Genomic DNA, 23,029 nt, shown 5'->3' with positions numbered 1-23,029 from the left:
ATCGTCAAGAGCCGAACACTCGCCGAGGAGGTCCTCCAGGACTGCTTCACCGAGGTGTGGACGCGGTGTTCGGGATTCGACCCGACCCGAGGGACGGGCAGGGCATGGCTGATCACTCTGTGCCGCAGACGCGCCATCGACTGTGTGCGCAGTGTTCAGTCCCAGCAGGACCGTGACCTCGCCGACGGGCTGCGCACCTCCACCGAGGCGGTGGAAGGAGTCGAGCAGACCGTGATCGACCGGGCGGAATCGGATCGCACGGTCTCCGCGTTGAAGATCCTCCCTGAAGATCAGAGCAGGCCCATCGTCATGGCCTTCTACCAGGGTCTGACCCATGCTCAGATCTCAGAGAATCTCCAGGTGCCGCTGGGTACCATCAAGTCACGGATCAGAGACGGAATGAAGAAGCTGCGAGAAGAGTTGGAGGCAAGCCGATGAGCGCAGATCGTGACTATCTGGCTGCCGGGCTGGCCCTCGGCGGGCTCAGCGACTCAGAACTCGCCGAGGCTCAGGCGCTGGCCGAGTCCGACGCCGAATTCCGTGCCGAAGTCGCTGCGTATGCCGACGTCATGGCCGACGCGGCCGAATCCGATGAACCGGTCGATGTCAGCTCGGCGACTCGAGAGGCGATTCTGTCGATTCCCGAGAGCCACCAGCAGGATTCGGCACAGGTTTCGTCCCCCGCTGCCGAGTCTGAGATCTCCCCGGTTGCTGCGGTTGCCGACAGGGACGCACCACCCGCCCCGACATCGCTGAGCGAGCATCGGGAGGCCCGCCGATCCGACGCGCGCGCCCACGACAGCGATGAGCTTCGGTCCGGCCGCGGCTCCTGGCTGCCCTGGGCGGCGGCCGCGGCGGCGATCGTCGTCGCCGCAGGGCTCGGTGCGACCGTCTGGCAGCAGAATCAGCGGCAGAACGAGCTGGAAGAGGACCTGGCCGCGACCCAGCAGCAGCTGGATGATTCCGCTCGTCTCATGGAGGCCAGCGATCTGCAGACGAACACCGCGGATATGCCGGAAGGCGGCACCGTCACCGTGTTCTCCTCCGAGAGCGAACAGCTCATCCGGCTCAGTCCGAAAGACATCGGACAGCCTCCGGCCGGAAAGTCGATGCAGATGTGGGTCATCGGTGCCGACGGACCGGAGAGCGCCGGCCTGATGTCGGGCGAGCCGGTGACCATCGCCGGGGAGAAGTTCTCCGCCGGCAGCGTCTTCGGCATCACCGTCGAACCCGAGGGCGGCTCGAAGCAACCGACCACGGATCCGATCGTCGCCATCGACCTCTGACAGCCGCGGGGAGTAAGCTTCCTGGCATCGGCGGCGAAGGAGCTGATATGTCCGATTTCGAGTGGGACCCGGAGACCTACCTGGCGCTCATGGCCGAAGAGATCCCAGACTACCCGCGCCTGCAGACCGAGGTGGCCGCTGCGGCAGCCACCGGAGCACCTGCGTCGATCCTCGATCTGGGCATCGGCAGCGGGCTGACCGCACAGCGCGTCCTCGAAGCCCTCCCTGAGGCCCACCTGCTGGGCGTCGACGCGAGTTCCGAGATGCTTGCAGCCGCCGAAGCGACCCTCAACCCCGAACGCACCGAGCTGCGGATGGGTCGCCTCGAAGAACCGTTGCCGGACGGGCCTTTCGATCTCGTCATGTCGACTCTCGCCGTCCATCACCTCTCCGGCTCCGGCAAGGCCGACCTCTTCGTCCGCATCGCCGCGGTGCTCGAGCCCGGTGGGAGGTTCGTCCTCGGAGACCTCGTCGTGCCCGCCGATCCGGCGGACGTCGTCACTCCGATCGACTGGATCGATGACACTCCCAGTTCCCTCGATGAGCAGCTGACCTGGCTCGCCGAGGCGGGACTGACCGCCCACGTGCACTGGCAGCACCGTGATCTGGCAGTCGTCGTCGCAGAGAAACAGCGCTGATGTCGTCGGCTCCCCTCCTCCACCAGCGGTGGGAAGACTGCATCGCGAATTCCCCACTGCGGCGGATACCGGCAGGCCACGGCACTGTCTAAGCTGGAAGGATGACGGAGGACAGAGCGAGCGAACCACGGACTGCGGCACGCATGTCGGCCGCGGACCGTAAGCCGAACCGTTCCGACCTCTGGCTCGTTGCCGCCCTCACCGTCGGTTCGCTCATCTTCGCCATCCTCTATGAAGGCAGCGGGTTCTGGGAGTTCAAAGCCCCGCTGTGGGCCGTCTGCACGCTCTCCGTCGTTGTCACCGTGCCCCTGCTGTGGCGACGTCGGTTCCCGAATCTCGTCGCGTGGTTCATCACCACGCTCTACGTCACGGCGCAGATCCTGCAGATGATGGAACCCGGCGTCTCTCAGATCGTCCTCTTCACGTCGGTCTATGCGATCGGCGCGTTTCGCTACAGTCAACGCGCCGCATTCATCTCACGCTGTCTGCTGTGCCTGGCGATTCTCATCTACGTCATCGTCTCGGCGGCCCTGCAGTTCCAGGATCTCGGCGACCTGACCTTCGTCCAGTTCACTGCGGCCACCGGGGTGACTTTCCTGATCAACACGGTCTTCTTCGGCGGAGCGTGGCTCTTCGGCAACCGCGCATGGAGGCAGCGCAGGCTGTTGGTCGAGCTCCGCGCGGCCAACGAAGAGGTCCGTGAACAGGAGCAGCAGCTGACTCGGCAGGCTCTCGACCTCGAACGCGTCCGCATCGCGCGGGAACTCCACGATGGAGTCGCCCACCATATCGCCGGGGTCGGAATCCACGCCGCTGCCGCACGTCGCAGCCTTGAGAAGAACCCCGCCAAGGCCAAGGAATCGCTCCAGGTCATAGAATCCTCGACTCGCGAGACCGTCGACGAACTCCGAGCCCTCGTCTATACGCTGCGCGAAACGGACTCGTCGGCCGACGTCACCGCCGCCACGGACGGCACAGCCGCGACCGGCGGCCAAACGGCTCAAAAGCTGGCTGACGCCGCGACGGCGGCGTCGGCGAAAGGCAACCCCAGCCTCGGCGATCTTCCGGAACTCATCGAATCGGCCAGGCGATTCGACCAAACTGTCGAGTACGCAACGATCGGGGAACCTCGCCCCCTCACTCCGATCACCGAGATGTCGATCTATCGCGTCATTCAAGAATCCCTGACCAACTGTTCCCGCTACGCGGGCGCCGGCGCCGAGGTGGATGTGCGGCTGCGCTACGGCAGCAGTGATCTCGAGGTAGAGGTCAGCGATTCGCGCCCGTCACGAGGTTCGGTCACGTCCGGTTCCACTGAGACCCGGGCCGAGGTCAAGGGACTAGCAAAGAACGAAGGATTGGGACTGGGCATCGTCGGCATGAGGGAACGCATGACCGCTCTCGGCGGCAGCCTCGAGGCAGGACCGAAGTCCCGCGGAGGATGGATCGTCCGCGCCCGGATCCCCTACCCGCGCAGCACCGCAGATCACTTGTCCTCTGATACTCCAGCAAAGGCAACCACATGATCCGAGTCCTCCTCGTTGACGACCAGTCGATGGTCCGCACCGGCTTCCGCACGATCCTCGAAGCGGAGGACGGCATCACGGTCGTCGGTGAGGCCGAGAACGGGCAGACCGCCATCGACAAGGCACTCGAACTGTCCCCGGATGTCATCTGCATGGATGTGCAGATGCCGGTCATGGACGGGCTCGAGGCGACCGAGGAGATCGTCCGCCGAGGTGCTGCCGGAGCCGTCCTCATGCTCACAACCTTCAACCGTGACGACTTTCTGTTCCGCGCACTCGCTGCCGGCGCCAGTGGGTTTCTGCTCAAGACCGCCGAGGCCGAGCAGCTCATCGACGCGGTCACCGCCCTGGCCGCCGGAGACGGTCTGCTCTCCCCCGAGGTCACCCGCCGGGTCATCGAGCGCTCCGTGTCCACCCCGGAACCCGCAGCACCGAGCGCGCCCGAACTCGAGCAGCTCACCGACCGCGAGCTCGAGGTGCTGCGGCTGGTAGCGACCGGAGCGAGCAATTCCGAAATCGCCGGCGGCCTCTTCGTCGGCGAAGCGACCGTGAAGACCCACGTGTCGAATCTGCTGTCGAAGCTCGGCATCCGCGATCGCATCCACGCCGTGATCTGGGCGTACGAAAACGGGGTCGCGAAGGTCGGCGGCTGAGCGCCGAGCGGGCGTCGGCCCGATCCCGACCAGCTGCCTCGGTGAGAGGATCGACAGTCTCGGGAAGGGTGCCGACGATCAGAAAGCGGACGCAGGATTTGAGAAATCGACAACGGGAGTGATATATGTCTCAGTGAAATAGCGAAATACTTTTCATCCCTCCCCACCGACCCCACCCACCACATTCACGGTCGCCCCCGGCGAACGGCATCACGGTCCTCCTCACGGCCGCTCCCCTTCGCAGACCGGAAAGGCTGCGTCTCCATGCACAATGTGGACGGCTTCGTGCCCGTCGATCCCGCCTACGACCGACTCGTACACCGGGCCCCGACACGCAGTCGCGAGTCAGCGCAGATCCTCAGCCTCCTCGATTCCGGGCAGTCCGTCCTCGTGGTCTGTCTCCCCGGGGACGGAGCCTTGGACTTCGCCCGCTTCCTCGCAGCCGCGCTCGGTCGACCCGAGCAGACCCTGCTGCGGGTGAGTGCCCACACCACCGCCGAGGAGGTCGCCGAGTTCGTCGACGACGCCACGCTGAGCGGAGGCCCTCGGATCATGAGCGGAGCACACCTGCTGACTTCCGAAGCCAACATCCTCATCGACCAGGCACTGCACGAGAAACGGGTGCCCGTCGCCTACCTTGTCGATGGTGATCAGCTGCGCCTGGTCCATCACGGCGACGACAGTGTGCTCAAGCAGATCGCCGAAAGTTGGAGCGCCGGGGAGATCGGACGCGTCGACCTGGCTCCGCTCACGGGCAGCGAGTCCATGGCGCTCGTGGCAGGCCTGTCCCCGATGACGCCGCTCGATGATCTTCAGCTGCGCACCCTGGCGGCGCTGTGCGCCGGCAGACCGCTCGTGGCTTCCGACCTCGTCGCTTGGGCTGAGGAAGACCCTCACCGGGTCCCTCGCCATTACCCGCACTCCAGTTCAGATACCCCGTTCTTCGGTTCACGTGTGGTGTCGCGATTCGCTCCGTTCTATCCGCGGATGCGCACTTCCACGCTCCTCGCCGCTCGCCGCCTCGGCGACCTCAGCCCGATGCCCACGCGCACAGCCAAACAGCTCTTCGGGGATGCGGTTGTCACTCGGCTCGTCGACCTCCGTCTCGCCCGGGAGTTCGAGGTCAGCGGTCAGCCATCGGTGGCGGTCTCGCCGCTGCACGTCGGCGCCATGGCCAACCAGCTCATCGGTGAGGCCGATGCCGCAGATGAGGAGAAGTTCGCGCGTCGTCTCACGAATCTGCGGAAGGCGGGCTATCCCATCGGCGAGACCGCAGAGATCAGTCTGGCCCGCGACATCATCAACGGGGGTCGCGAGATCGATTCCTCTGAGGCCGCACTTATGCTGACGGCTGCACGCGTCCTCAACCGCCTCGGCGATCCGATGGAGGCGATGATCATGCTCCACGTGGTCGAGGACGCAGCGAAAGACGATGCTCTGATGCTGCTCGAATGGGAGCTGCAGTCGATCACGGCACGACTTCTCAATGGCGACCGGGCAGGAGCGATCGACCTCATCCGCTCCGGCACCGAGCATGGTCCGCTGGGCTGCGATCGGGAGGCGGTTCTGCTCGAGCTGCTGTTCACGTCGGCCGCGGCGATGGCGGGAGAACCCGAGCTGCCCTCGTGGTGGACGGATCACCTGCGGGATGACGTCGACCCGCTCGTCCCAGGCATCGCGAACCTCGTGACTTCGTTTGCCGGGAGCGGGATGACCCGAGTCGACGATGCGCGGGCGGTCGCGGACTCCCCGCAGTCGTCAGATGCCCTGCGCTTCGCCGCATACGCGGCTCTGTGCCAGTACTACCTCAAAACCGACAATGCCGATGCGCTCCGCGCCGCCGCCAAACAAGGCTACGAACTCTACGTCGAACTCACGACCGTCCGTCCTGGGGAACCGGTCGGCTTCACCTACACCATGGCCTGGTACTTCATGGTCGGAGCAACGGTGAATTGCCTGTTGGCCGGAATCGAACCACAGCGATCGGAACTCATCACCCGCAAGCTGCTGGAAGCCGCGAGCGGAGCCTCCACCCACAGCGGCTGGCAGCTGAATGCGACGGCATCCTGGTGCATCGGCATCCAGCGCCTGCTCGACGGAGAGACCGATCTGGCCGCGCGTGACTTCGAGGCCCTCGCCGCCTCGGTCACTCCTGCATTGCTCGCGGTCGGTTGGGGATTGCGCGACACCCTCGGACGGTGGCAACGCAGCAATGCGCCGTACTATCGCCCGACGTCGGGCGATGGCTCGATTCCGACGCAAGGCTATCGCTTCCACGATGGCTTGGCCGCCTTCTTGCTGGGTCCTGGTGCGTCGAATCCCGGCCCGATGCCTGCGTGGATGCATACCGTGTTCGCACATGCGCGAGTCCTCGACGGCACCATCACCGCCGTCGAGGCGGTCCAGAGTCTTCCGGATGAATCCACCGACCTGAATCTGCCCGGGCCGCGTGCCGCGCGGCGGCATCTCGATGCCTCGGCCGCTGAGGACGCCGAGGCGCTCCTGGCCGCCGGTCTGGAACTGCGGTCCGTCGGCTACCGGGGTGCTGCCCGCCACGCCTTCGCCGAGTCCAGGGCTCTGTTCCTCGCTCAACGTCTCAGTTCCCGCGCACGCGTGGCCGGCGAAGCACTCGATGCGCTGCGTCAGCGCGCAGCTACGCCTCCGGAACATCCGCAGCCACGTGAAGACATCGCGATCTCCGATGCTGCGGCTCCGGCCGTCACCCTGACTGAACGGGAGCTCGAGGTGTGCCGACTCGTTGCCGAGGGACTGACGAATGTGCAAATCAGTCAACGTCTGGTCCTGTCGGTGCGCACTGTCGAGTCACATGTGCTGCAGGCTCGAGCGAAGCTCGGTGCCGAACGGCGCCGGGACATCCCGAAGCTCATGCTGGCACTTCGCGATACCGGCCGAATCAGTGCCGTGGGCCGGACGGGGGCTCAGCCGTCTTCGTGAACTGAGCTGCCGCCTCGGCGGGGATATCGGTCACCGGCTTCCCACCTTTCGGTCGGACGGGTCGACCTGACCACCAGACGTAGATTCCGGCAGCTGCGAGCCCCGCGGCCATGATGACGATCCACCAGGGGAACCCGGGCAGGTCAGATTCCGCGAGCCCTGATTCCTGGTCGGCGGCGGGGGTCGGGTAGACACGTTCCGCGGTGACGAGGATCCGCTGGGAGTTGATGCCCAGGGGCGTGCAGGTGACGAGGGTGACGAGGTCACGGTCGGAGATCGTGCCCAGGGATTCGGTCTCATCGGGGTCGACGACCTGAGTCCTGATGACCTGGTAGCTGAGCACCTGCCCGAAGGTCGTGAGCGTGAATCGGTCGCCCTTGCCGACCTTGTCGAGGTTCGTGAACATCGTCGCCTCGGCGAGTCCCCGGTGCCCCGTGATGACCGAATGGGTGCCCTTTCCGCCCACGGGCAGGCTGGTGCCTTCAAGGTGGCCGAGTCCTTCGAGCAGGGTCGCGTCGTCGGTGCCGTGGTAGACGGGCAGGTCGACGTCGATGGAGGGAATCCGCAGCCGGGTCATCACTCCGGGTCCGCCGTCAACGAGCACATCCTCGTACGCCGGGGCGCCGGCGGCCGAGGTGCCGCTGCCTGAAGGCAGCCGATGATTCGACTCGAGCTGAGCACCGGATTCGAGAGCGTCGTTGTACTTGTGGGCAAGCGCGATCTGCCGAGCGTTGTCCGCCTTGCCGCCTTCGGTCGCGCCGGCCGCATTGTCGATGATCTTCGACTGGTCGAGCTGGGAGAACCACGCCGCCGCACTCGGATACGTCCAGATGCTGAGGCCCGTCATCGCAATGAGCGCGATGATGAGGGAGAGAATGGGCACGCGCCAGCGGCGCCCGTCGGTGGACGGACGCCGCGTGGTCGTGCCCGGCACGCCAGATTCGGTGGTCTGACTGCCCTCGGGTGGGTGGGTCACACCTGGTTCTTGCGGCGGTTGGCCACAACGATTCCTGCACCACCGGCGATGAGCATGAGGCCGATACCGGCGATCATGGCCAGCAGCTTGCCGTCAGCACCGGTCAACGGCAGGTCGGGATGACCCTGCTGGGTGTTGGCGAATTCGTACTTGACGGCGGCAGCGGTCTCGCCGGCCTTCACGGTGACTTCATTAATGCTCTCGTCGAGGATGTAACCGGTCGGAGCCTTCGTCTCCTTGACCCAGTACTTCTTCTCGGTGACATCGTTGTTGCCGACCCACAGGGTGATCGATTTGGTGCCGTCAGCTGCGGTCTTCACCGAGGCGACCTTGTTCTGTCCATCCTTGTCGGAGAAGATGTCGAACTCGGCGCCGGCAAGAGTGCGCGCCGTGTCGCCGGCGACGTGCTTGATGATCTGCAGCGAGCCCCAGTTGGTGCTCACGGCCGGGGTTTCGACGGACGAGTCGTTGGTGTTGACCAGCGCGGTGTTCTCGATGGTGCCGTCGCCCTGCTTGGTGACCTTCGTCGTGATGGTTGCAACAACCTTCTGCCCGGTCGTGAGTTTGCCGATGCCGGTCGCGGTGAAGTTGATGGTGATCTTCTGACCACTCTGGTCGACCGTGTAGTCGGTGCCAGCAGTGAAGCCGGCGACCTTGGCCGAGACATATTCCAGGCGCGAGTCGAGCTGGTCGACGATCGAGAACTTCTTGATGCCGTTGTTCGCGGCCGGAATTGGTGCGGTGATCTTCCAGTCAACGGTCGAACCGATGACGGGTGCCGAGGGGTTCGAGACCTCTTTCGTTGGCTGCGTCTTGTTCACCGAGTTCTTCGGGTAGACGTTGACGTCATAGAGCCATTTGCCGCTCGACTGCGACAGCGGCAGCGTGACGAGGAACGGATCCGTGGTCGAGGTCGCGTTCGTCGGAGCCTTGGTCTCTTCCACGAGGTAGAGGCCGAGGGGCAGACCTTCGAAGGTCGCGAGTCCGCCGTTTGCGGTGGTCTTCGCGACGCCGTTGCCCAGCGAGAATCCACCGGCCTTGACCTCGGAGGCCTTGAGCCCGCTGATGAGGTCCCAGCCTTCAGGGGTCTTCAGGTCGATGGCCTGGCCACCTTTGGCCGTGACCTGCTTGACCGTGAACTCGGCGCCGTCGAGCGGGGTGCCGAGGTTCGAGGTGTCAGTCTTCACCGAGCCGTCACCACCGTCGGTACCGTAGGCACCGTCGTACTTGTGGACGATGATCGAGCCGGAGCGTCCGGTGTCGATGTTGCCCACATTGCTATCGGCCTGCGCCGTGCCGGCCATGCCGAGCACGCTCAGCGAGGCGATCGCGGCCACCGCGGTCAGACGCCGCAGAAGACCCGTTTTCTTAACTTTCATTGTTTTCCTTTCAGTGCTTCCGGTTCCTGCGGCGCAGGCCCTTGAGAAGTGCGATGGCACCGGCGGCTGCGAGCAGTGCTGCTCCGCCGATGAGGTAGATCTGGCTTCCGGTTCCACCCGTGAGTGGCAGCGCCACCTGGGGCTTCTGCTCGTTGGTGTACGACCCGAGCTTCTTGTCGAGCTCGGATCCGGAGACCGTGAACGTGTGTGGGGTGTCGTCGAGGATGTATCCGGCCGGGGCCTTCTTCTCCGTCAGCGTGTAGTCGCCCCATTTGAGGCCGGTGACCGAGAATTTCCCTGCCACCGGGTCCTTGTCCTGACCGTTGCATTCACTCGCCGAGGCGGCTGCGCAGTCCTCGATGGTCAGTTCGGATCCGTCGGGTCCGGTGAGGGTCCACACCGATCCCTTGAGTGCGTTGCCGGATTCGTCGGTCTTGCCCCAGGTCACGGCGCCGGTCTTCGCGGTGTTCGTGATGGTGCAGGTGACGTCGTCACCGGACTTCAGGGTCACGGAGCTCTTGTCAGAGGTGACGACTCCGGAGCCGGAGGTCGGCTTGCACACCCAGTCGGAGGCCTCGTAGCCCTTCGGAGTACCCGCCTCGGACAGTGAGTACTTGCCCGCCTTGACCTTAGCCTTCGTGACTTCGGTCGATCCGGTTGTGCCTTCGATCGTCTTGTTTCCTGAGGCAGTGTCACCGGCTGCCTTGAGTGTCCAGTCGGTGTCCTTGGCGGTGCCGGCGGCGGCCTTGTTGTCGACCTTCTTCACCAGGGTCAGCGCGGTGTCGCTGACCTTGTTGACGTAGGCGCAGTCGACGTTGTCGCCCGGCTTGATTCCAGTGAGATCGGTGCTCTTGTCGCTGGTGAGCTTCTTCGTGTCCTTCGACCCGTCGAGATGGGTGATCTCGCAGGAGCCGCTCTTGAACTCGAAGCCGTTCTGCTGGGTTTCGGAGATCGCGACTGTGGCCCGACCAGTGGTTTTCGAGAACTTCAGTCCCCACTTCGCGTCGCCGTTGGAATCAGTCTTCTTCGTGGCGGCCGTGGGATTTGCGGTCACCGAGTCGGTCGTGGCTGTCGCTTTCGCGCCAACTGTCCAGTCCTTGCCCGGCTTCTTGTTCTCACCGTTCTCGTCGACAACGTCCTTGTGGATCGAGACATTGGCGGTCAGTGGAGCATTCGTAATCGTGCAGACGATGGCGTCACCCGTGGTTGGGATGGTGACCGTTCCAGAGGAGCCTTCGCCAGCAGCGCCATTCATCGGCTTGTCATCGACCGTGCACGTATAAGAGCTGGCATAGTCACCCAACGCTGCGCCATTCGCCCCCGATTCGGAGAAGGTGATGGTCGCACCCCGTTTCGCCGGCAGAGGCCCGACGATCTCTTCCTGAATCCCCGTAGCCGAGCCAGTTGTTGTGGCAGCTCCGAGTTCAGTGCCGCCCTGCTTGAGTGAGAGCGCGAACTGATCGCCCGCCTTCACACGTGCGCCGTTTACGTCCTTCTGCAGGGTGATGGTGGCCGGGGACGAGCACGATGCGAGGTCCGTGCTCGACCATGAGCCCGCGGCAAATGTCTGCTTATTCGACCAGTTGGGCATGTCAAAGCTGGTGATGGTGTCACCGGTGCCGAGGTACGCCTTGCCCGCTGCGTCGAACGCGACTCCGTTGACGTCCTTATTGGTTGTAAATCCTGCGGATCTGGACGCGGCTATGATGCCGCCATTCGCCGACGCCAGATTGGCTGCGGCAACGGAAAAAACAGTGGTCGTAGTGTCGGAGCCTCGAACAATGAAGAGGTTGCCATTGCTATCGAAAGCGATATCACCGTTGGCTGCTCCACCGGAGCCAACCCTGGTATCAATGGTGCCTTTCAAGGCGATGCTGTTGTTCGAGGGGTTGTAGGAATAGAGACTGAAGGCCGTTCCGTTGGAATTGAACCCACCGAAGTAGTAGATACCTGTCGACAGGCTCACGGCGCCGCCGATAAAACCGATGCCAGTGATACCCACGGATTGGCCTGTTGAAGACCAGTCACCTGTTCTCACGTTGTACCGGTAGACCGTCAGCCCGTTCTCTCGCCCCCACCCATCGAACGATCTCTCATACGCAAAGGCTGAAGTCCCAGATTCACTGATGCCGAGACCATTGAAGTTACTGACTCTCTGAGCACTTGACCCCACCGAAGACGCGGAGCCGTTGACAATCTTCCGCAACTGTCCGGTCTTGGACACCGAATAGACGACGCCCGGCTCGCAGCTGAGGTCGACTGCTGCCCCAGCTTGCGCCGTCACCGCCGGAACGGACTGCTGGGCATCGACCGGAGCGGCCTGGACAGGGGCGGCTGGCAGCACGATGGCACCGCCGGCGGCAACCATGAGCACAGCAGTGAGCGCAGCCCACCAGGCGCGCACGCGCAGACCTAACCGGGTCATACATTCCTCATTTCGAAGTCGAGCATGGTGTTTCAGCTCGCTTCGAGTCCCTGGCTGCGCACGTCAGAGTGCGATCAGGTCAGGGGATGGGGAGAGAGGAGCTGGTCGAACTCTTTTAACTTATGTAGTTGAGCAGTCAATGACATTGCTCAGGCCCCGGGCTTCAGCAATAGTCGGGTAGTCCGCGTCCATCTGAGTAGTTTCGGTTTCGACTACTCAGTAGTTCGAATTTCAATTACCGAAGCATCTGCCTGACGCCCATCCCCCGCAGGTAGAAGCACGAATTCACCCGTTCGGCTGATCCGCTCACGCCGGTCTCCACATAGCGTTGAAGCATGATCACCTTGGAGAACATCAACCGCAGCTTCGGCGACAAGCAGGTGCTGCACGACCTCAGCTTCGACATCGGCGACGGCCGGATGACCGGTTTCGTCGGCTCGAACGGCTCCGGTAAGACCACGACCATGCGGATCCTCCTCGGCGTCCTTGCCGCCGACTCTGGCCGCGTCCTCGTCGACGGCACCCCGATCACCGCACATCACCGCAGTGCGATCGGCTACATGCCCGAGGAGCGAGGTCTCTACCCGAAGATGCCGATCATCGATCAGCTCGTCTACCTCGCCCGCTTCCACGGCCTCACCCGCCAAGCGGCGATGAAGCGCGGCCTCGACCTTCTCGAGCAGCTCGACCTCAAGGGCGAACCCACCGATACTCTCGAATCGGTCAGCCTCGGCAATCAGCAGAAGGTCCAGATCGCTGCGGCGCTCATCCACGACCCGCAAGCCCTCGTCCTCGACGAACCGTTCTCCGGCCTCGATCCTGCTGCCGTCGAACGCACCCTCGGCGTCCTCACCGCCTTCGCCTCCTCCGGCGCCCCAGTGCTCTTCTCCAGCCACCAGCTCGACCTCGTCGAACGCCTCGTCGACGATCTCGTCATCATCAACGACGGCCGCCTCGTCGCAGCAGGCACCACCGCGGAACTGCGCCGTCAACGCAGCCTGCCGGAGTGGACGCTGCAGACGGATGCGGACCTCGGCTGGGTGCGCGATCTGCCCGATATCTCCGTCGTCGAACTCGACGGCAGTTGGGTCCGGTTCACGGCCCTGACTGCCGATGCCGCCGAGGCGGTCCTGCGCCAAGCGCTCACCGTCTCCTCGGTGGCGTCGTTCGGCCCGCACGACGTTGCCCTCAACCGTCTCTTCCAGGAGGTCACGCAGTCATGAGCACCACCGATACGACCACCGCAGCCGACGACACCCACACAGCCCGCACTGCCACGAACCGTGCCGGCTTCACCACCGCGATCGGGCTCGTCATCGAACGCGAGATCATGGTCAGGCTGAAGTCGAAGGCCTTCATGGTCTCGACGATCTTGAGCATCGTCCTCTTCGGCGTACTCGTCGGGGTCTCCGGAGCGCTGCCCTCGCTCTTCTCCTCCACGGACAAGGTCGCGGTCACCTCGGCGGGGGCAAAAGCAGTCGAGGGGATCGACGACATCTACACGGTCGCCGTCAATGACGCGGATGAAGCGAAGTCCCTGGTCACCTCCGAGGAGGTCGACGCGGCCGTCGTCGAATCCCAGGATTCGCCGACCGGGGTCGCCGTCTACTCGCTGCGTTCGGCACCCGAGTCGCTCATCGGGGCACTCAGCCTCACCCCCGAGGTCGAAATCCTCGACCCCGACGCCCCGGACCCGGCTCTCACCTACTTCATCGGGCTCGGCCTCGGGCTGGTGTTCTTCATGGCGGCGATGACGTTCGGGAACACGATCGCCTCGTCCGTGGTGGAGGAGAAGCAGTCGCGGATCGTCGAGATCCTGCTCGCGTCCACCTCGGCGCGGGTGCTCATGTTCGGCAAGGTCATCGCGTGTACGATCCTCGCCTTCGCGCAGATCGGGCTCACCGCGGTCGCGGTCCTCGCCGGGGCCGCCATCAGCGGAAACGACATGGTGTTGGGCAAGGTTGCCGAACCGATCGCCTGGTTCATCCCGCTCTTCATCGTCGGCTTCGTCATGGTCGCCGCGCTCTACGCGGCCGCCGCCTCGATGGTCTCGCGCACCGAGGATCTGCCCTCGACGAGCACGCCGATCATGATGCTCATCTTCCTGCCGTATATGGGCGTCATCATCTTCTCGTCGAATGAAACGGTGATGGCGGTGCTGTCCTACATTCCGTTCTCCGCGGCGGTGGCTGTGCCGATGCGAGTCTTCCTCGGCACCATCGCATGGTGGGAGCCGTTGGTGTCCCTGCTCCTCCTCATCGTCACCACCCTGCTCGCGCTGCTGCTGGCAACGAGGATCTTCGAGCGCTCGATCCTCAAGTCGGGACCGAAGCTGACCTGGGGTCAGGCACTCAAGAAGTGACCGTTCGAGTGCTGCAGCCTGCTGAGGCCTACAGCCACCCGTTCTCCGCGGCGATCCGTGCGGCATCGGCGCGGTTGCGGGCGTTCGTCTTCCCGATCGCCGAGGACAGTCGATTCCGCACGGTGCCGGCCGACAGATAGAGCTTAGCGGCCACCTCGTCGACGCTCGCCCCGTCCGCAGCCGCGCGCAGCACGTCGGTCTCGCGGGTGGTCAACGGGGAGGCTCCGTGCATCGTCGATTCGACGACGAGTTCGGGATCGATGACCGACATTCCGGCCATAACCCGGCGGATCCCCTCGGCGAGGTGGTCGACCGGTGCGTCCTTGACCATGAACCCGCTGACCCCGGCGTCCAGTGCCCGCTTGACCCAGCCCGGCCGCCCGTAGGTCGTGACGATGATGACCTTGACCTCGGGAAACTCGTCCTTGAGCGTGGCCGCGACGGTGAGCCCATCGGGTTCGGGCATATCCACGTCGAGCAGCGCCACATCCGGCCGGGTCGCGGTGACCGCCGGCACGACCTCGGAACCGCGGGCGCACTGGGCGACGACCTCGAAGTCGGATTCCATGCCGAGCAGGGCGGCGAGCGCCTCACGGACCATGGTCTGGTCGTCAGCGATGAGCAGCGTCGTCACCGCTCCCACCTCCCTGTGCGTCGAGTTCGGCATCGCCCGCGTCGAGTCCGTCGACGTCTGCGTCCCCGCGGGGACGTGCGGGATCCTCGTCCGCTCCTGCGACGATGAGTTCGAAACCGGCGTCGGTCTGCTGCGTTCGCAAACTTCCACCGAGTGCGCGCGCCCGATTCCGCAGTCCCTGCAGACCGGACCCGGCACCCACCTCGCCGAGGTTGAGCTCCGTGACCGGGTGCGCGGGGTCATCGCGGCGACCGTTGTCGTTGCTGATGGTCATTCGGTTCCTCTCGAGAACGATCATGGCTCGTCGCGCTCGGGCGTGCCGGAGGATGTTCGTGCTGCCTTCACGCAGACTCCAGGCGAAGAGCTCTCGCAGCCGTGGATCGACAACATCGACCGAGGTGGGGGCCTCGACCGTGATGTCGGCGGCGCGCAGCGCACGAGTCGCCTCGACGAGCTCCTCGGCCAGCGAAATCGTCCGTGTCCCCTGCACCGTGGTCCGGACATCAGCGAGCGCTCCACGGGCGAGTTCTTCGATTTCGGCGATATGCCGAGCCGCATCAGGTGACCCGGCCGCTTCGAGCTTCGCGGCCAACTGCGCCTTGAGCGCGATGACGGTGAGCGAATGCCCGAGCACATCATGAACGACTTGGGACACGCGTAAGCGTTCGGCCTCGCGCTCGAGCCTGCGGTTCTCCTCCTCGGCCGCCCGTGCCGCGCGGGCTCGGTCGCCGGCCATGAGCGCCATGACCATGGCGAACCCGGAGATCGAGATCCCGAAGGTCGACGACCAATCGTGACTCCACCCTGGCACGAGCCGTTGGGCCGCCTCGGCGACGATGAGCGTCGATGCCGCGATGATGAGGCCGGGAATCACCCGGCGAATCGCGACGACCGAGAGGACGGAGATGTAGGCGAGGAATGCCAGCGCCTGCTCACCGACGATGGGAACGGCCACTGCGGTGATGACGATCATGCCGGCGATGGACGCGTTGACGATGATGAGCGCCTGGCGGGTGCGGCGGGCGTGGGGGTCGCGCATTGTGCGGGCGAACGCGCCGAAACCGACGCCACCGGAAATCATGCCGGTGTAGAAGACGAGGGCGAATGCGACGGTGAGGCTCACGCCCCAGATCCGCTGTGCGCCGCCGAGCTGGAACGATGCGCTCAGGGGGTAGACGAGGAAGACGAGCCAGAAGAACGGGAAGAACCAACTCATGAAGTTCAGCGGACGTAGCCCGGAAGGCGAGGACTCTGCCCCCGCCTCGCCGGTGGTGTCGTGAGTGGTCACTGTGGTCCTTCCTCGGTCACTGTGCCCTGGTCGTCATGCTGGTCGTCGTGTTCGCGTCGTTGACGTATGCGGCATCGCGGCCGGTCTGCAGCCGCTGGACTCACACCCGTTTGGTGTCGCGGCGCAGGGCCCAGGCCGAACCTGCCACGAAGATCCCCAGCCATGCGATGACGCTGACGATCGCCCAATGATCGTAACCCCCGCCCAGTGGTGCGCGGGCGATTTCGCCGACTCCGTACGCCGGGGTGAAGCGGGCGATCGTCTGCAGGGTGTCGGGCCAGATCTCGAGCGGAACGAAGAGTCCGCCGATGAGCGAGAGGATGCCGAGGACCATGCTCGCGACCTGGATCGCGTTCTCGGCCGGCAGCAGATAGCCGAGCATGACGCCGAAGGCCGCGAAGACCCCGGAGGTGAGGACGACGAGGAGGCCGGAGGCGATGAGTGTGCCCAGCGGAGCGTGGACGCCGGTGACGGCGGCGAGGACGAAGACGACGATGACGGACACCGCGCCGAGAGCCATGGACACGATCACCTTGATGAGGATGTAGGCCGCCGGGTGCAAGGGGGTCAGCGCCAACTGACGGCTCCAGCCCAGTGCCCGTTCGATGGCGACCTGCGCACCGCCGGTGGTCGTGGCGATCATCGCCCCGTACGTGGCCAGGGACACCGAGATGTAGAGCGCGGCGTCCGTGCTCCCGAGCATCTCGCCTTTGTTCGTCAGCCCGAAGATGAGGTAGAAGACCGCGGGCATGATCATTGTGAAGATCATGGTGCGCCGATTGCGCAGCTTTCGCAGCAGTTCGAGGCGCAGGAGGGTGGCAGAGAATCCGCCGAGGCGGGGCACCCGTCGGTTCTCCAAAGACGTGAGGAACGTCGCCGAGGCGGCCGTGCGGTCGGTGGGCATCGTCGTGGGACCGGCCGGCCGGGTTGCGGAGTCAGGGGTTCGGGTGGGGTTGGTGGAAGGCTGAGCGGACATGTCAGGCTCCTTTCGAGGTGAGGCTGATGAAGGCCTCTTCAAGGGAATGGGAGGTGATCTCGAGGTCGGAGCACGCGTTGTCGAAGAGCATCTTCGCGGCTGCATCCGAGTCTGTGGTGCGCATCTTCAGACGTCTGGCGGCGACGTCGATGGATTCGACACCGGCCAGTCCGCCGAGGCGGTAGAGCAGGTCATTGACGCCCGATTCGGTGGTGTCGTCGGTCATCGGCAGGGTTGCGCTCACGGTCTTCGCTGCGGTCATGCCGCGGATCTCGTGGGCGGGTCCGTCGGCGACGATCCGTCCGTCCGCGACGAGGACGACGCGGTCGGCGAATTCATCGGCCTCTTCGAGGTAGTGGGTGGCGAAGAGGATTGTCTTGCCCGTCAGAGCGTCGGCGCGCATCTGGTGCCAGAAATCGCGGCGGCCGGTGACGTCCATTCCTGTTGTCGGTTCGTCGAGGACGATGAGCGCGGGGTCCGGCAGCAGAGCCATGGCGAAGCGCAGACGCTGCTTCTGCCCGCCGGAGCATTTCTTCACCACGGAGTCGGCGATGTCGGTGATTCCGGCGCGTTCGAGGACGAGGTCCGTGTCGAGGGAGGACGCGAAGATCGCCGAGGTGTAGTCGACGGTTTCGCGGACGGTGAGGTCATCGAGCAGACCGCCGGTCTGCATCACGGAGCTGACGAGCCCGAGGGCGACCGCTCGCCGAGGCGGCATTCCGAAGATCTCGACCGATCCCTCATCGGGTCGGCTGAGGCCGAGGAGCATGTCGATCGTCGTTGTCTTGCCGGCCCCGTTGGGTCCGAGGAAGGCGACGACTTCTCCGGGGCGGATGTCGAGGTCGAGGCCGTCGACGGCTGTCAGGTCGCCGAAGCTCTTGGCCAGGTGGTTCAGGCTGACAGCTGCGGGGGTCGCGGCGGTCGTCCGGGTCGGAAGGGTTGTGTGAGTCGGTGTCTGTGAAGTCATAGCCATAGACTAGAAATCAGCGGACGTGTGAGCAGATGCCATTTGTCACCGGGGCGGGGGTGCCATTTGTCATCGGCTGGCACTCGCCGTTCGTCCAGGTTCGACTGGCAGAGTGTGTCCATGGACCCGCTGGATCTGCCCCTGACCACCGATCGACTGCGGCTGCGTACATATCGCGAGTCCGACGCCGAGACGCACCTTCCGATCTATTCCCGCGACGACGTCTCCCGATTCCTCCTCGAGGATCCCTGGACCGCCGAGGTGGCCCGGGCGCAGGTCGCCGAACGGATGTACCGTACGGGGCTCGAGACCGAATCCCGTGCTCTGGCGCTGGTCATCGAGACCGCCGACGGACTCGATTCGCTCGCAGGCTCACGCGTCATCGGCGATATCGCGATCTGGCTCGAAGCGGGAAGTGATGAGAAGGCGGAGATCGGGTGGATCCTCGATCCCGCAGCCGGCGGTCACGGCTTCGCCACCGAGGCGGCCATCGCCGTGCTCAACGTCGCCTTCGACCATTACGGACTCCACCGAGTGTTTGCGCAGATGGATGCCCGGAACACCGCCTCGGCGAAATTGGCTCGAAGGATCGGGATGCGGGAGGAAGCGCACCTGCGCAAGGACTGGTGGTCCAAGGGCGAATGGACCGACACCCTCATCTTCGGAATGCTCTCAACCGACCGGCAGCAGGCGTAGGAGATGAGCGCGCCGCTGGTCGTCACACGAGAGCAGATTCTCGACTACCGGCGCCACGTCGCCGGCCTGGACGAACGACGCCCTCTCGAATCCGCCACGGTGCGAAAAGCGGCATGGGCAGGCCTGCAGGACAGTGTGCCGAAGTCGGCCCTGCTGTCCTTGACGGCACGGCTTCAGGGAGTCGATGCAGACACCTGGACCGCATCCGAACTGCAACAGGTGTGGGGTCCGAGATATACGACGTACGTGATTGCCAGTTGTGATCGTGCGATCTTCACCCTCGGCCGTCACCCGCTCGAGACTCGCACCCAGAAGAGAGCGACGCAGTTGGCGGACCAGTTGGAAACATTCCTATCCGGTCGAACCCTGACCTACCGGGAAGCCGGGCAGGCGATCGGCGTTCACCCGAGCGCCCTGCGCTATGCGGCGACGACCGGGCGAGTGCTGATTCGCTGGGAGGGATCCGGCCCACCGCTGGTCTGGACGGTGCCACAACCAGAAATGTCCCCCGAGGATGCCCGCAAAGAGCTGCTGCGCCGGCATCTGAGAATCCTCGGACCCGGAACGATTGAGTCCTTCGCCACCTGGGCGGGGGTCAAGACTCGCGCGGCTTCCATCGCCGTCAACGACCTTCACGATGAGCTGATCCCGGTCCGGACCCCGTTGGGAGAAGCATGGTTCACTGCTTCCGACGAGGATGATCTGCGGGCCACGCGTTCACATTCTGCTCCGGCTCGACTGCTGCCCAGTGGTGACAGCTATTTTCTGCTGTGGGGTGAGGACCGCAGTCTCGTGGTTCCCGACGAGACTCTGCGAAGACGTCTCTGGACTCCGCGAGTCTGGCCGGGTGCCGTGCTCGTGGACGGGGAGATCGTCGGCACCTGGCGCCGCAGCCGAAACACCGTGACGATCACCGCGTGGAAAAGGCTCTCAGAATCTCGACGCCGCGAAGTCGCAGCCGAGGCCGAAGTGTTCCCGCTGCCGACTGCAGCCGAGGGCGTTCGTGTGGTCTGGGACGGCGTAAACGCTGCTCAAACCTGACCCCCACGACCCGATTTTGTGAGATCTCGGACTCTTTGCCCCAACTTCCGTCTCCGCTCGCCCTGCCGGTGTGAGAATCCGAGATGGCCCTGGAGCCGGGTCCGTCGATCACGTGAGCCAGCGTGGCCATGAGCAGCAGAGAGAAGAGGACAGCAGACACCGATGACTCCAGCCAGCAGCGACCGCGACGAGGCGTTCCCCAGAGACGAATCCGCGAACGGACGTGAAGAGAACGCCGGCCTCGAAAGAGGCCTGACCGCTCGCCACATCCGTTTGATGGCGCTCGGTTCGGCCATCGGCACCGGCCTCTTCATGGGCTCCTCCGAGTCGATCCAAGCCGCCGGACCGGCAGTGCTGCTCGCCTATGTCATCGGCGGCGCCGCCGTATTCATGGTCATGCGCGCCCTCGGCGAACTCGTCGTCCGCCACCCCGTCTCCGGGTCCTTCGGCCAGTATGCCTCCCGCTACATCCACCCCTTCGCCGGCTTCCTCGTCGGCTGGACGTTCGCCTTCGAAATGGTCCTCGTCGCCGTCTTCGACGCCACCGCGATCGGTGTCTACATGGGCTTCTGGTTCCCGGACGTGCCCCGCTGGATCTGGGTGCTCGCCGTCGTGTTCTTCATCGCCGCGATCAACATGCTCGGAGTCAAGGTCTTCGGTGAGCTGGAATTCTGGTTCGCGCTCATCAAGATCGCCGCGATCATCATCCTCATCGTCGCGGGCGTGGCCATCATCATCGTCGGCTTCGGCATCGCCGACCACGACCAGATGGGGCCGCAGGCGCTGTTCGACCACGGAGGCTTCTTCCCCAACGGACTCTGGGGGCTGCTGTCCTCCTTCACCATCGTCATGTTCGCCTTCGGCGGCGTCGAAATCATCGGCGTCACCGCTGGTGAGGCGCAGAACCCGAAGCAGGTGATCCCCGCCGCCATCAACTCGGTGCCGGTGCGCATCCTTCTCTTCTACGTCCTCACCCTCGGCGTGATCATGTGCATCCTGCCGTGGAATCAGATCACCTCCGAGATCAGCCCCTTCGTCGCGATCTTCGACTCGGTCGGCTTCACCGCGGCCGCCGCGATCCTCCAAGTCGTCCTCATCACAGCAGCCCTGTCAGCCATGAACGCTGACATCTTCGGCGCCGGTCGGATGCTCTACGGTCTTGCCGAACAAGGGCAGGCTCCGCGGTCCTTCGCCCGCACCTCGCCTGGCGGCGTGCCCGTGATGACCGTGGTCACGATGATCATCGCCCTCCTGGCCGGCGTCGTCCTCAACTACCTCTACCCCGACCAGGCGCTGTTCCTCCTCGGCGCGCTGGCGACCTTCGCCACGGTGCTCGTCTGGCTGATCATCCTCGCATCCCATATCCGGATGAAGAAGGTGATCGCCGAGGAGGCCCGCCTTCCCAGCGAATTCCCCGTTCCGCTGTGGCCGGTGGGTTCCTGGATCACCCTGGCGTTCATCGTCTTCATCGTCGTCATGGTCGGCGTCGTCCCCGACTCACGACCCGCCTTATGGGTCGGTCTGCTGTGGGTCGTCGCGCTGTGGCTGTGCTACCTCGCATTCGTCCGCGGTCAGGGCCGCCGACCAATTGACCTCACCGATCGCACCGAACCCATCAGCGCAGGCAAGTAGCCGCCAACTGGTTCACCATCCCCCGCGATACCTCTGACCTCACGGCGTCCGACGACGCAGTGTCAGCGAGCCGACGATGATAGCGCCGATGATCCAGCAGGCGATGAAGAGCACTCGCAGCCAGATGTAGCTGTCATCTTCAGCACCCGTCGACACCGCACCCAGTGCATCGATCGCGTGTGACAGCGGCAGCCAGTCGCCGATCACTTCGAGCACGTCGGGCAGCTGATCGCGCGGGAGGAAGATCCCGCCGAGCAGGATCTGCGGGAACACGAATACCGGCATGAACTGCACGACTTGGAATTCGGTGCGCGCAAAAGCGCTGGCCAGCAGGCCCAGCGCCGTGCCGAGCAGAGCGTCGGCGATCGCGACGACGAAGAGTAGCCCGACCGAACCCTCGATCTTCAGACCGCACACCAGAGTCGCATAGCCGACGGCCACGGCCGTCTGCACCACGGCGAGCAGCCCGAATGCCAGGGTGTATCCGAGGATGAAGTCGCCGCGGCCCAGCGGCATCGACAGCAACCGCTCCAGCGTTCCGCTGCGGCGTTCGCGCAGGGTCGCGATGCTCGTGACGAGGAACATGACGATGAAGGGGAAGAGCGCGAGCATCGCCGGCCCGATCCGCGAGAACACATCGGTCTCATCGAAGATCCACGCCACCAGGCCGATCAGCAGGCTGGGCACGATGAGCAGCAGGGCGATCGTGCGCGGATCGTTCCGGATCTGGACGAGGACACGTCCCGTGGTCGCCAGAGTGCGCATCGGGTTCATCGCCGACCAACCTTCTTCGCTGCGCGTCCCGCGACACCGCGTCCGCTTCGCGAAAGCAGATGAGTCCCCGATCGCCGGCTCCGACCGGCAGATCCCGCACCGGCCGTGTCCGCTTCGATGATGTCGAGGAATGCTTCCTCCGCCGAGGCGGCCCCCGTGCTGGCGAGCAGATCGTGCGGTGTCGTATCGGCGAAGATCGCGCCCTCCAGCATGAGCAGCAGCCGGTCACAGCGTGTGGCCTCATCCATGACGTGGCTCGAAACCAGCAGCGTCGTCCCGTCCTCGGCGAGGCTGCGGAAAAGCTCCCACAGATCATTGCGCAGCACAGGATCGAGGCCCACGGTCGGTTCGTCGAGGACCAGCAGGTCCGGGGAGCCGAGCATCGCCGCGGCCAGTGATACCCGGTTCGACTGCCCTCCGGAGAGCGTCCGCGCCAGCTGATCGGCCTGTCCGGTCAGGTCCGTGCGCTCGAGCACCCGGTCGACATCGGACTTCGGAGCTCCCTGCACGCGTGCGAAATAGCGCAGATTCGCCCGCACGCTGAGGTCGTCATAGATGCTTGCCGACTGGGTCATATAGCCGACTCGGTGGCGCAGCTCCGCCGATCCGGCGGGTCGGCCCAGCACTTGGACCCGTCCGCCTGCGACGATCTGGACCCCGACGATGGCCCGCATCAGCGTCGTCTTTCCGCTGCCACTGGGCCCGAGCAGCCCGACGATCGCACCCTTGGGAACGTCACGATCCAGGGAGTCGATGACTGTCTTGCGACCCCTCCGGATCGTTAGTCCCCGTGCCTCCACCGACTTATTCATCATGTGCTG

20 protein-coding genes are annotated in these 23,029 nt (G+C 64.8%); 11 read left to right on the top strand and 9 right to left on the bottom strand.

The features are described from left to right. The 6 genes from AD89_RS0100365 to AD89_RS0100340 form a co-directional block, all read left to right on the top strand. The coding region (locus tag AD89_RS0100365) for a sigma-70 family RNA polymerase sigma factor (RefSeq protein ID WP_025776631.1) at positions 1-438 on the top strand (438 nt) is incomplete at its 5' end. After that, the gene (locus tag AD89_RS0100360; protein WP_025776630.1) at positions 435-1,286 is read left to right on the top strand and encodes an anti-sigma factor; all 852 of its coding nucleotides are present in this window, start codon (positions 435-437) and stop codon (positions 1,284-1,286) included. The genes AD89_RS0100365 and AD89_RS0100360, both read left to right, overlap by 4 nt. 47 nt (positions 1,287-1,333) lie before the next feature. Further along, positions 1,334-1,924, top strand: coding sequence for a class I SAM-dependent methyltransferase (locus tag AD89_RS0100355; RefSeq protein WP_025776629.1), 591 nt, complete (start codon positions 1,334-1,336; stop codon positions 1,922-1,924). Between the two features lie 101 nt (positions 1,925-2,025). Next, positions 2,026-3,450: a sensor histidine kinase gene (locus AD89_RS0100350; protein ID WP_231488316.1), complete on the top strand. Its 1,425-nt coding sequence runs from the start codon at positions 2,026-2,028 to the stop codon at positions 3,448-3,450. Beyond that, positions 3,447-4,103, top strand: coding sequence for a response regulator (locus AD89_RS0100345; RefSeq protein WP_025776627.1), 657 nt, complete (start codon positions 3,447-3,449; stop codon positions 4,101-4,103). Before AD89_RS0100350 ends, AD89_RS0100345 begins: the two co-directional genes overlap by 4 nt. A gap of 264 nt (positions 4,104-4,367) precedes the next feature. Continuing rightward, positions 4,368-7,058 carry a response regulator transcription factor gene (locus AD89_RS0100340; RefSeq protein ID WP_025776626.1) on the top strand — a complete coding sequence of 897 codons (2,691 nt, stop codon included), beginning with the start codon at positions 4,368-4,370 and terminating at the stop codon, positions 7,056-7,058. Here AD89_RS0100340 and AD89_RS0100335 read toward each other — a convergent pair. From AD89_RS0100335 to AD89_RS17815, 3 genes are read right to left on the bottom strand one after another with little or no spacing between them, the layout of a single operon-like run. Continuing rightward, complete coding sequence (locus AD89_RS0100335) at positions 7,018-8,034, bottom strand: class C sortase (RefSeq protein WP_025776625.1); 1,017 nt, start codon at positions 8,032-8,034, stop codon at positions 7,018-7,020. The two genes, AD89_RS0100340 and AD89_RS0100335, sit on opposite strands and share 41 nt — an antisense overlap. Further along, positions 8,031-9,413, bottom strand: coding sequence for a SpaH/EbpB family LPXTG-anchored major pilin (locus tag AD89_RS0100330; protein ID WP_025776624.1), 1,383 nt, complete (start codon positions 9,411-9,413; stop codon positions 8,031-8,033). Before AD89_RS0100330 ends, AD89_RS0100335 begins: the two co-directional genes overlap by 4 nt. 10 nt (positions 9,414-9,423) lie before the next feature. Beyond that, positions 9,424-11,379: a SpaA isopeptide-forming pilin-related protein gene (locus AD89_RS17815; protein ID WP_197021687.1), complete on the bottom strand. Its 1,956-nt coding sequence runs from the start codon at positions 11,377-11,379 to the stop codon at positions 9,424-9,426. A gap of 794 nt (positions 11,380-12,173) precedes the next feature. On the opposite strand from AD89_RS17815, the gene AD89_RS0100320 reads away from it, so the two are divergent. Both AD89_RS0100320 and AD89_RS0100315 read left to right on the top strand, forming a co-directional pair. Beyond that, positions 12,174-13,061, top strand: a complete 888-nt coding sequence (locus AD89_RS0100320) for an ABC transporter ATP-binding protein (protein WP_025776622.1) — start codon at positions 12,174-12,176, stop codon at positions 13,059-13,061. After that, complete coding sequence (locus AD89_RS0100315) at positions 13,058-14,200, top strand: ABC transporter permease (RefSeq protein WP_025776621.1); 1,143 nt, start codon at positions 13,058-13,060, stop codon at positions 14,198-14,200. Before AD89_RS0100320 ends, AD89_RS0100315 begins: the two co-directional genes overlap by 4 nt. 28 nt (positions 14,201-14,228) lie before the next feature. Here the strand turns inward: AD89_RS0100315 and AD89_RS0100310 are convergent, their stop codons facing one another. The 4 genes from AD89_RS0100310 to AD89_RS0100295 all read right to left on the bottom strand — a co-directional run bounded on the left by AD89_RS0100310 (position 14,229) and on the right by AD89_RS0100295 (position 18,065). Continuing rightward, positions 14,229-14,834, bottom strand: a complete 606-nt coding sequence (locus tag AD89_RS0100310; protein ID WP_025776620.1) for a response regulator transcription factor — start codon at positions 14,832-14,834, stop codon at positions 14,229-14,231. Further along, positions 14,812-16,122: a sensor histidine kinase gene (locus AD89_RS0100305; RefSeq protein WP_025776619.1), complete on the bottom strand. Its 1,311-nt coding sequence runs from the start codon at positions 16,120-16,122 to the stop codon at positions 14,812-14,814. The genes AD89_RS0100310 and AD89_RS0100305 overlap by 23 nt, the downstream gene beginning before the upstream one ends. 100 nt (positions 16,123-16,222) lie before the next feature. Continuing rightward, positions 16,223-17,098 carry an ABC transporter permease gene (locus AD89_RS0100300; protein ID WP_025776618.1) on the bottom strand — a complete coding sequence of 292 codons (876 nt, stop codon included), beginning with the start codon at positions 17,096-17,098 and terminating at the stop codon, positions 16,223-16,225. 1 nt (position 17,099) lies between these two features. Next, on the bottom strand, positions 17,100-18,065 hold the full coding sequence (locus AD89_RS0100295) for an ABC transporter ATP-binding protein (RefSeq protein WP_025776617.1): 966 nt from the start codon (positions 18,063-18,065) through the stop codon (positions 17,100-17,102). A gap of 120 nt (positions 18,066-18,185) precedes the next feature. On the opposite strand from AD89_RS0100295, the gene AD89_RS0100290 reads away from it, so the two are divergent. The 3 genes from AD89_RS0100290 to AD89_RS0100280 all read left to right on the top strand — a co-directional run bounded on the left by AD89_RS0100290 (position 18,186) and on the right by AD89_RS0100280 (position 21,434). Next, positions 18,186-18,761, top strand: a complete 576-nt coding sequence (locus AD89_RS0100290; protein ID WP_025776616.1) for a GNAT family N-acetyltransferase — start codon at positions 18,186-18,188, stop codon at positions 18,759-18,761. 3 nt (positions 18,762-18,764) lie between these two features. After that, on the top strand, positions 18,765-19,802 hold the full coding sequence (locus tag AD89_RS19080) for a DNA glycosylase AlkZ-like family protein (protein WP_025776615.1): 1,038 nt from the start codon (positions 18,765-18,767) through the stop codon (positions 19,800-19,802). A 162-nt stretch (positions 19,803-19,964) separates the two neighbouring features. After that, a complete protein-coding gene (locus tag AD89_RS0100280) occupies positions 19,965-21,434 on the top strand; it encodes an amino acid permease (RefSeq protein ID WP_025776614.1) in 1,470 nt (489 codons plus the stop codon). Between the two features lie 39 nt (positions 21,435-21,473). Here AD89_RS0100280 and AD89_RS0100275 read toward each other — a convergent pair whose 3' ends face one another. Both AD89_RS0100275 and AD89_RS0100270 read right to left on the bottom strand, forming a co-directional pair. Then, positions 21,474-22,208 (bottom strand): ABC transporter permease, encoded by a 735-nt coding sequence (locus AD89_RS0100275; RefSeq protein WP_025776613.1) that lies wholly within the window; start codon positions 22,206-22,208, stop codon positions 21,474-21,476. Next, positions 22,205-23,023, bottom strand: a complete 819-nt coding sequence (locus tag AD89_RS0100270) for an ABC transporter ATP-binding protein (protein ID WP_081770282.1) — start codon at positions 23,021-23,023, stop codon at positions 22,205-22,207. The genes AD89_RS0100275 and AD89_RS0100270 overlap by 4 nt, the downstream gene beginning before the upstream one ends. Between the last annotated feature and the right edge of the window lie 6 nt (positions 23,024-23,029).

Origin of the sequence: Brevibacterium sp. VCM10, assembly GCF_000583215.1 — a bacterium.
Classification (GTDB): domain Bacteria; phylum Actinomycetota; class Actinomycetes; order Actinomycetales; family Brevibacteriaceae; genus Brevibacterium; species Brevibacterium linens.
The sequence above is the reverse complement of the archived record's forward strand: the minus strand, read 5'-3'. Positions and strand labels throughout refer to the sequence as shown.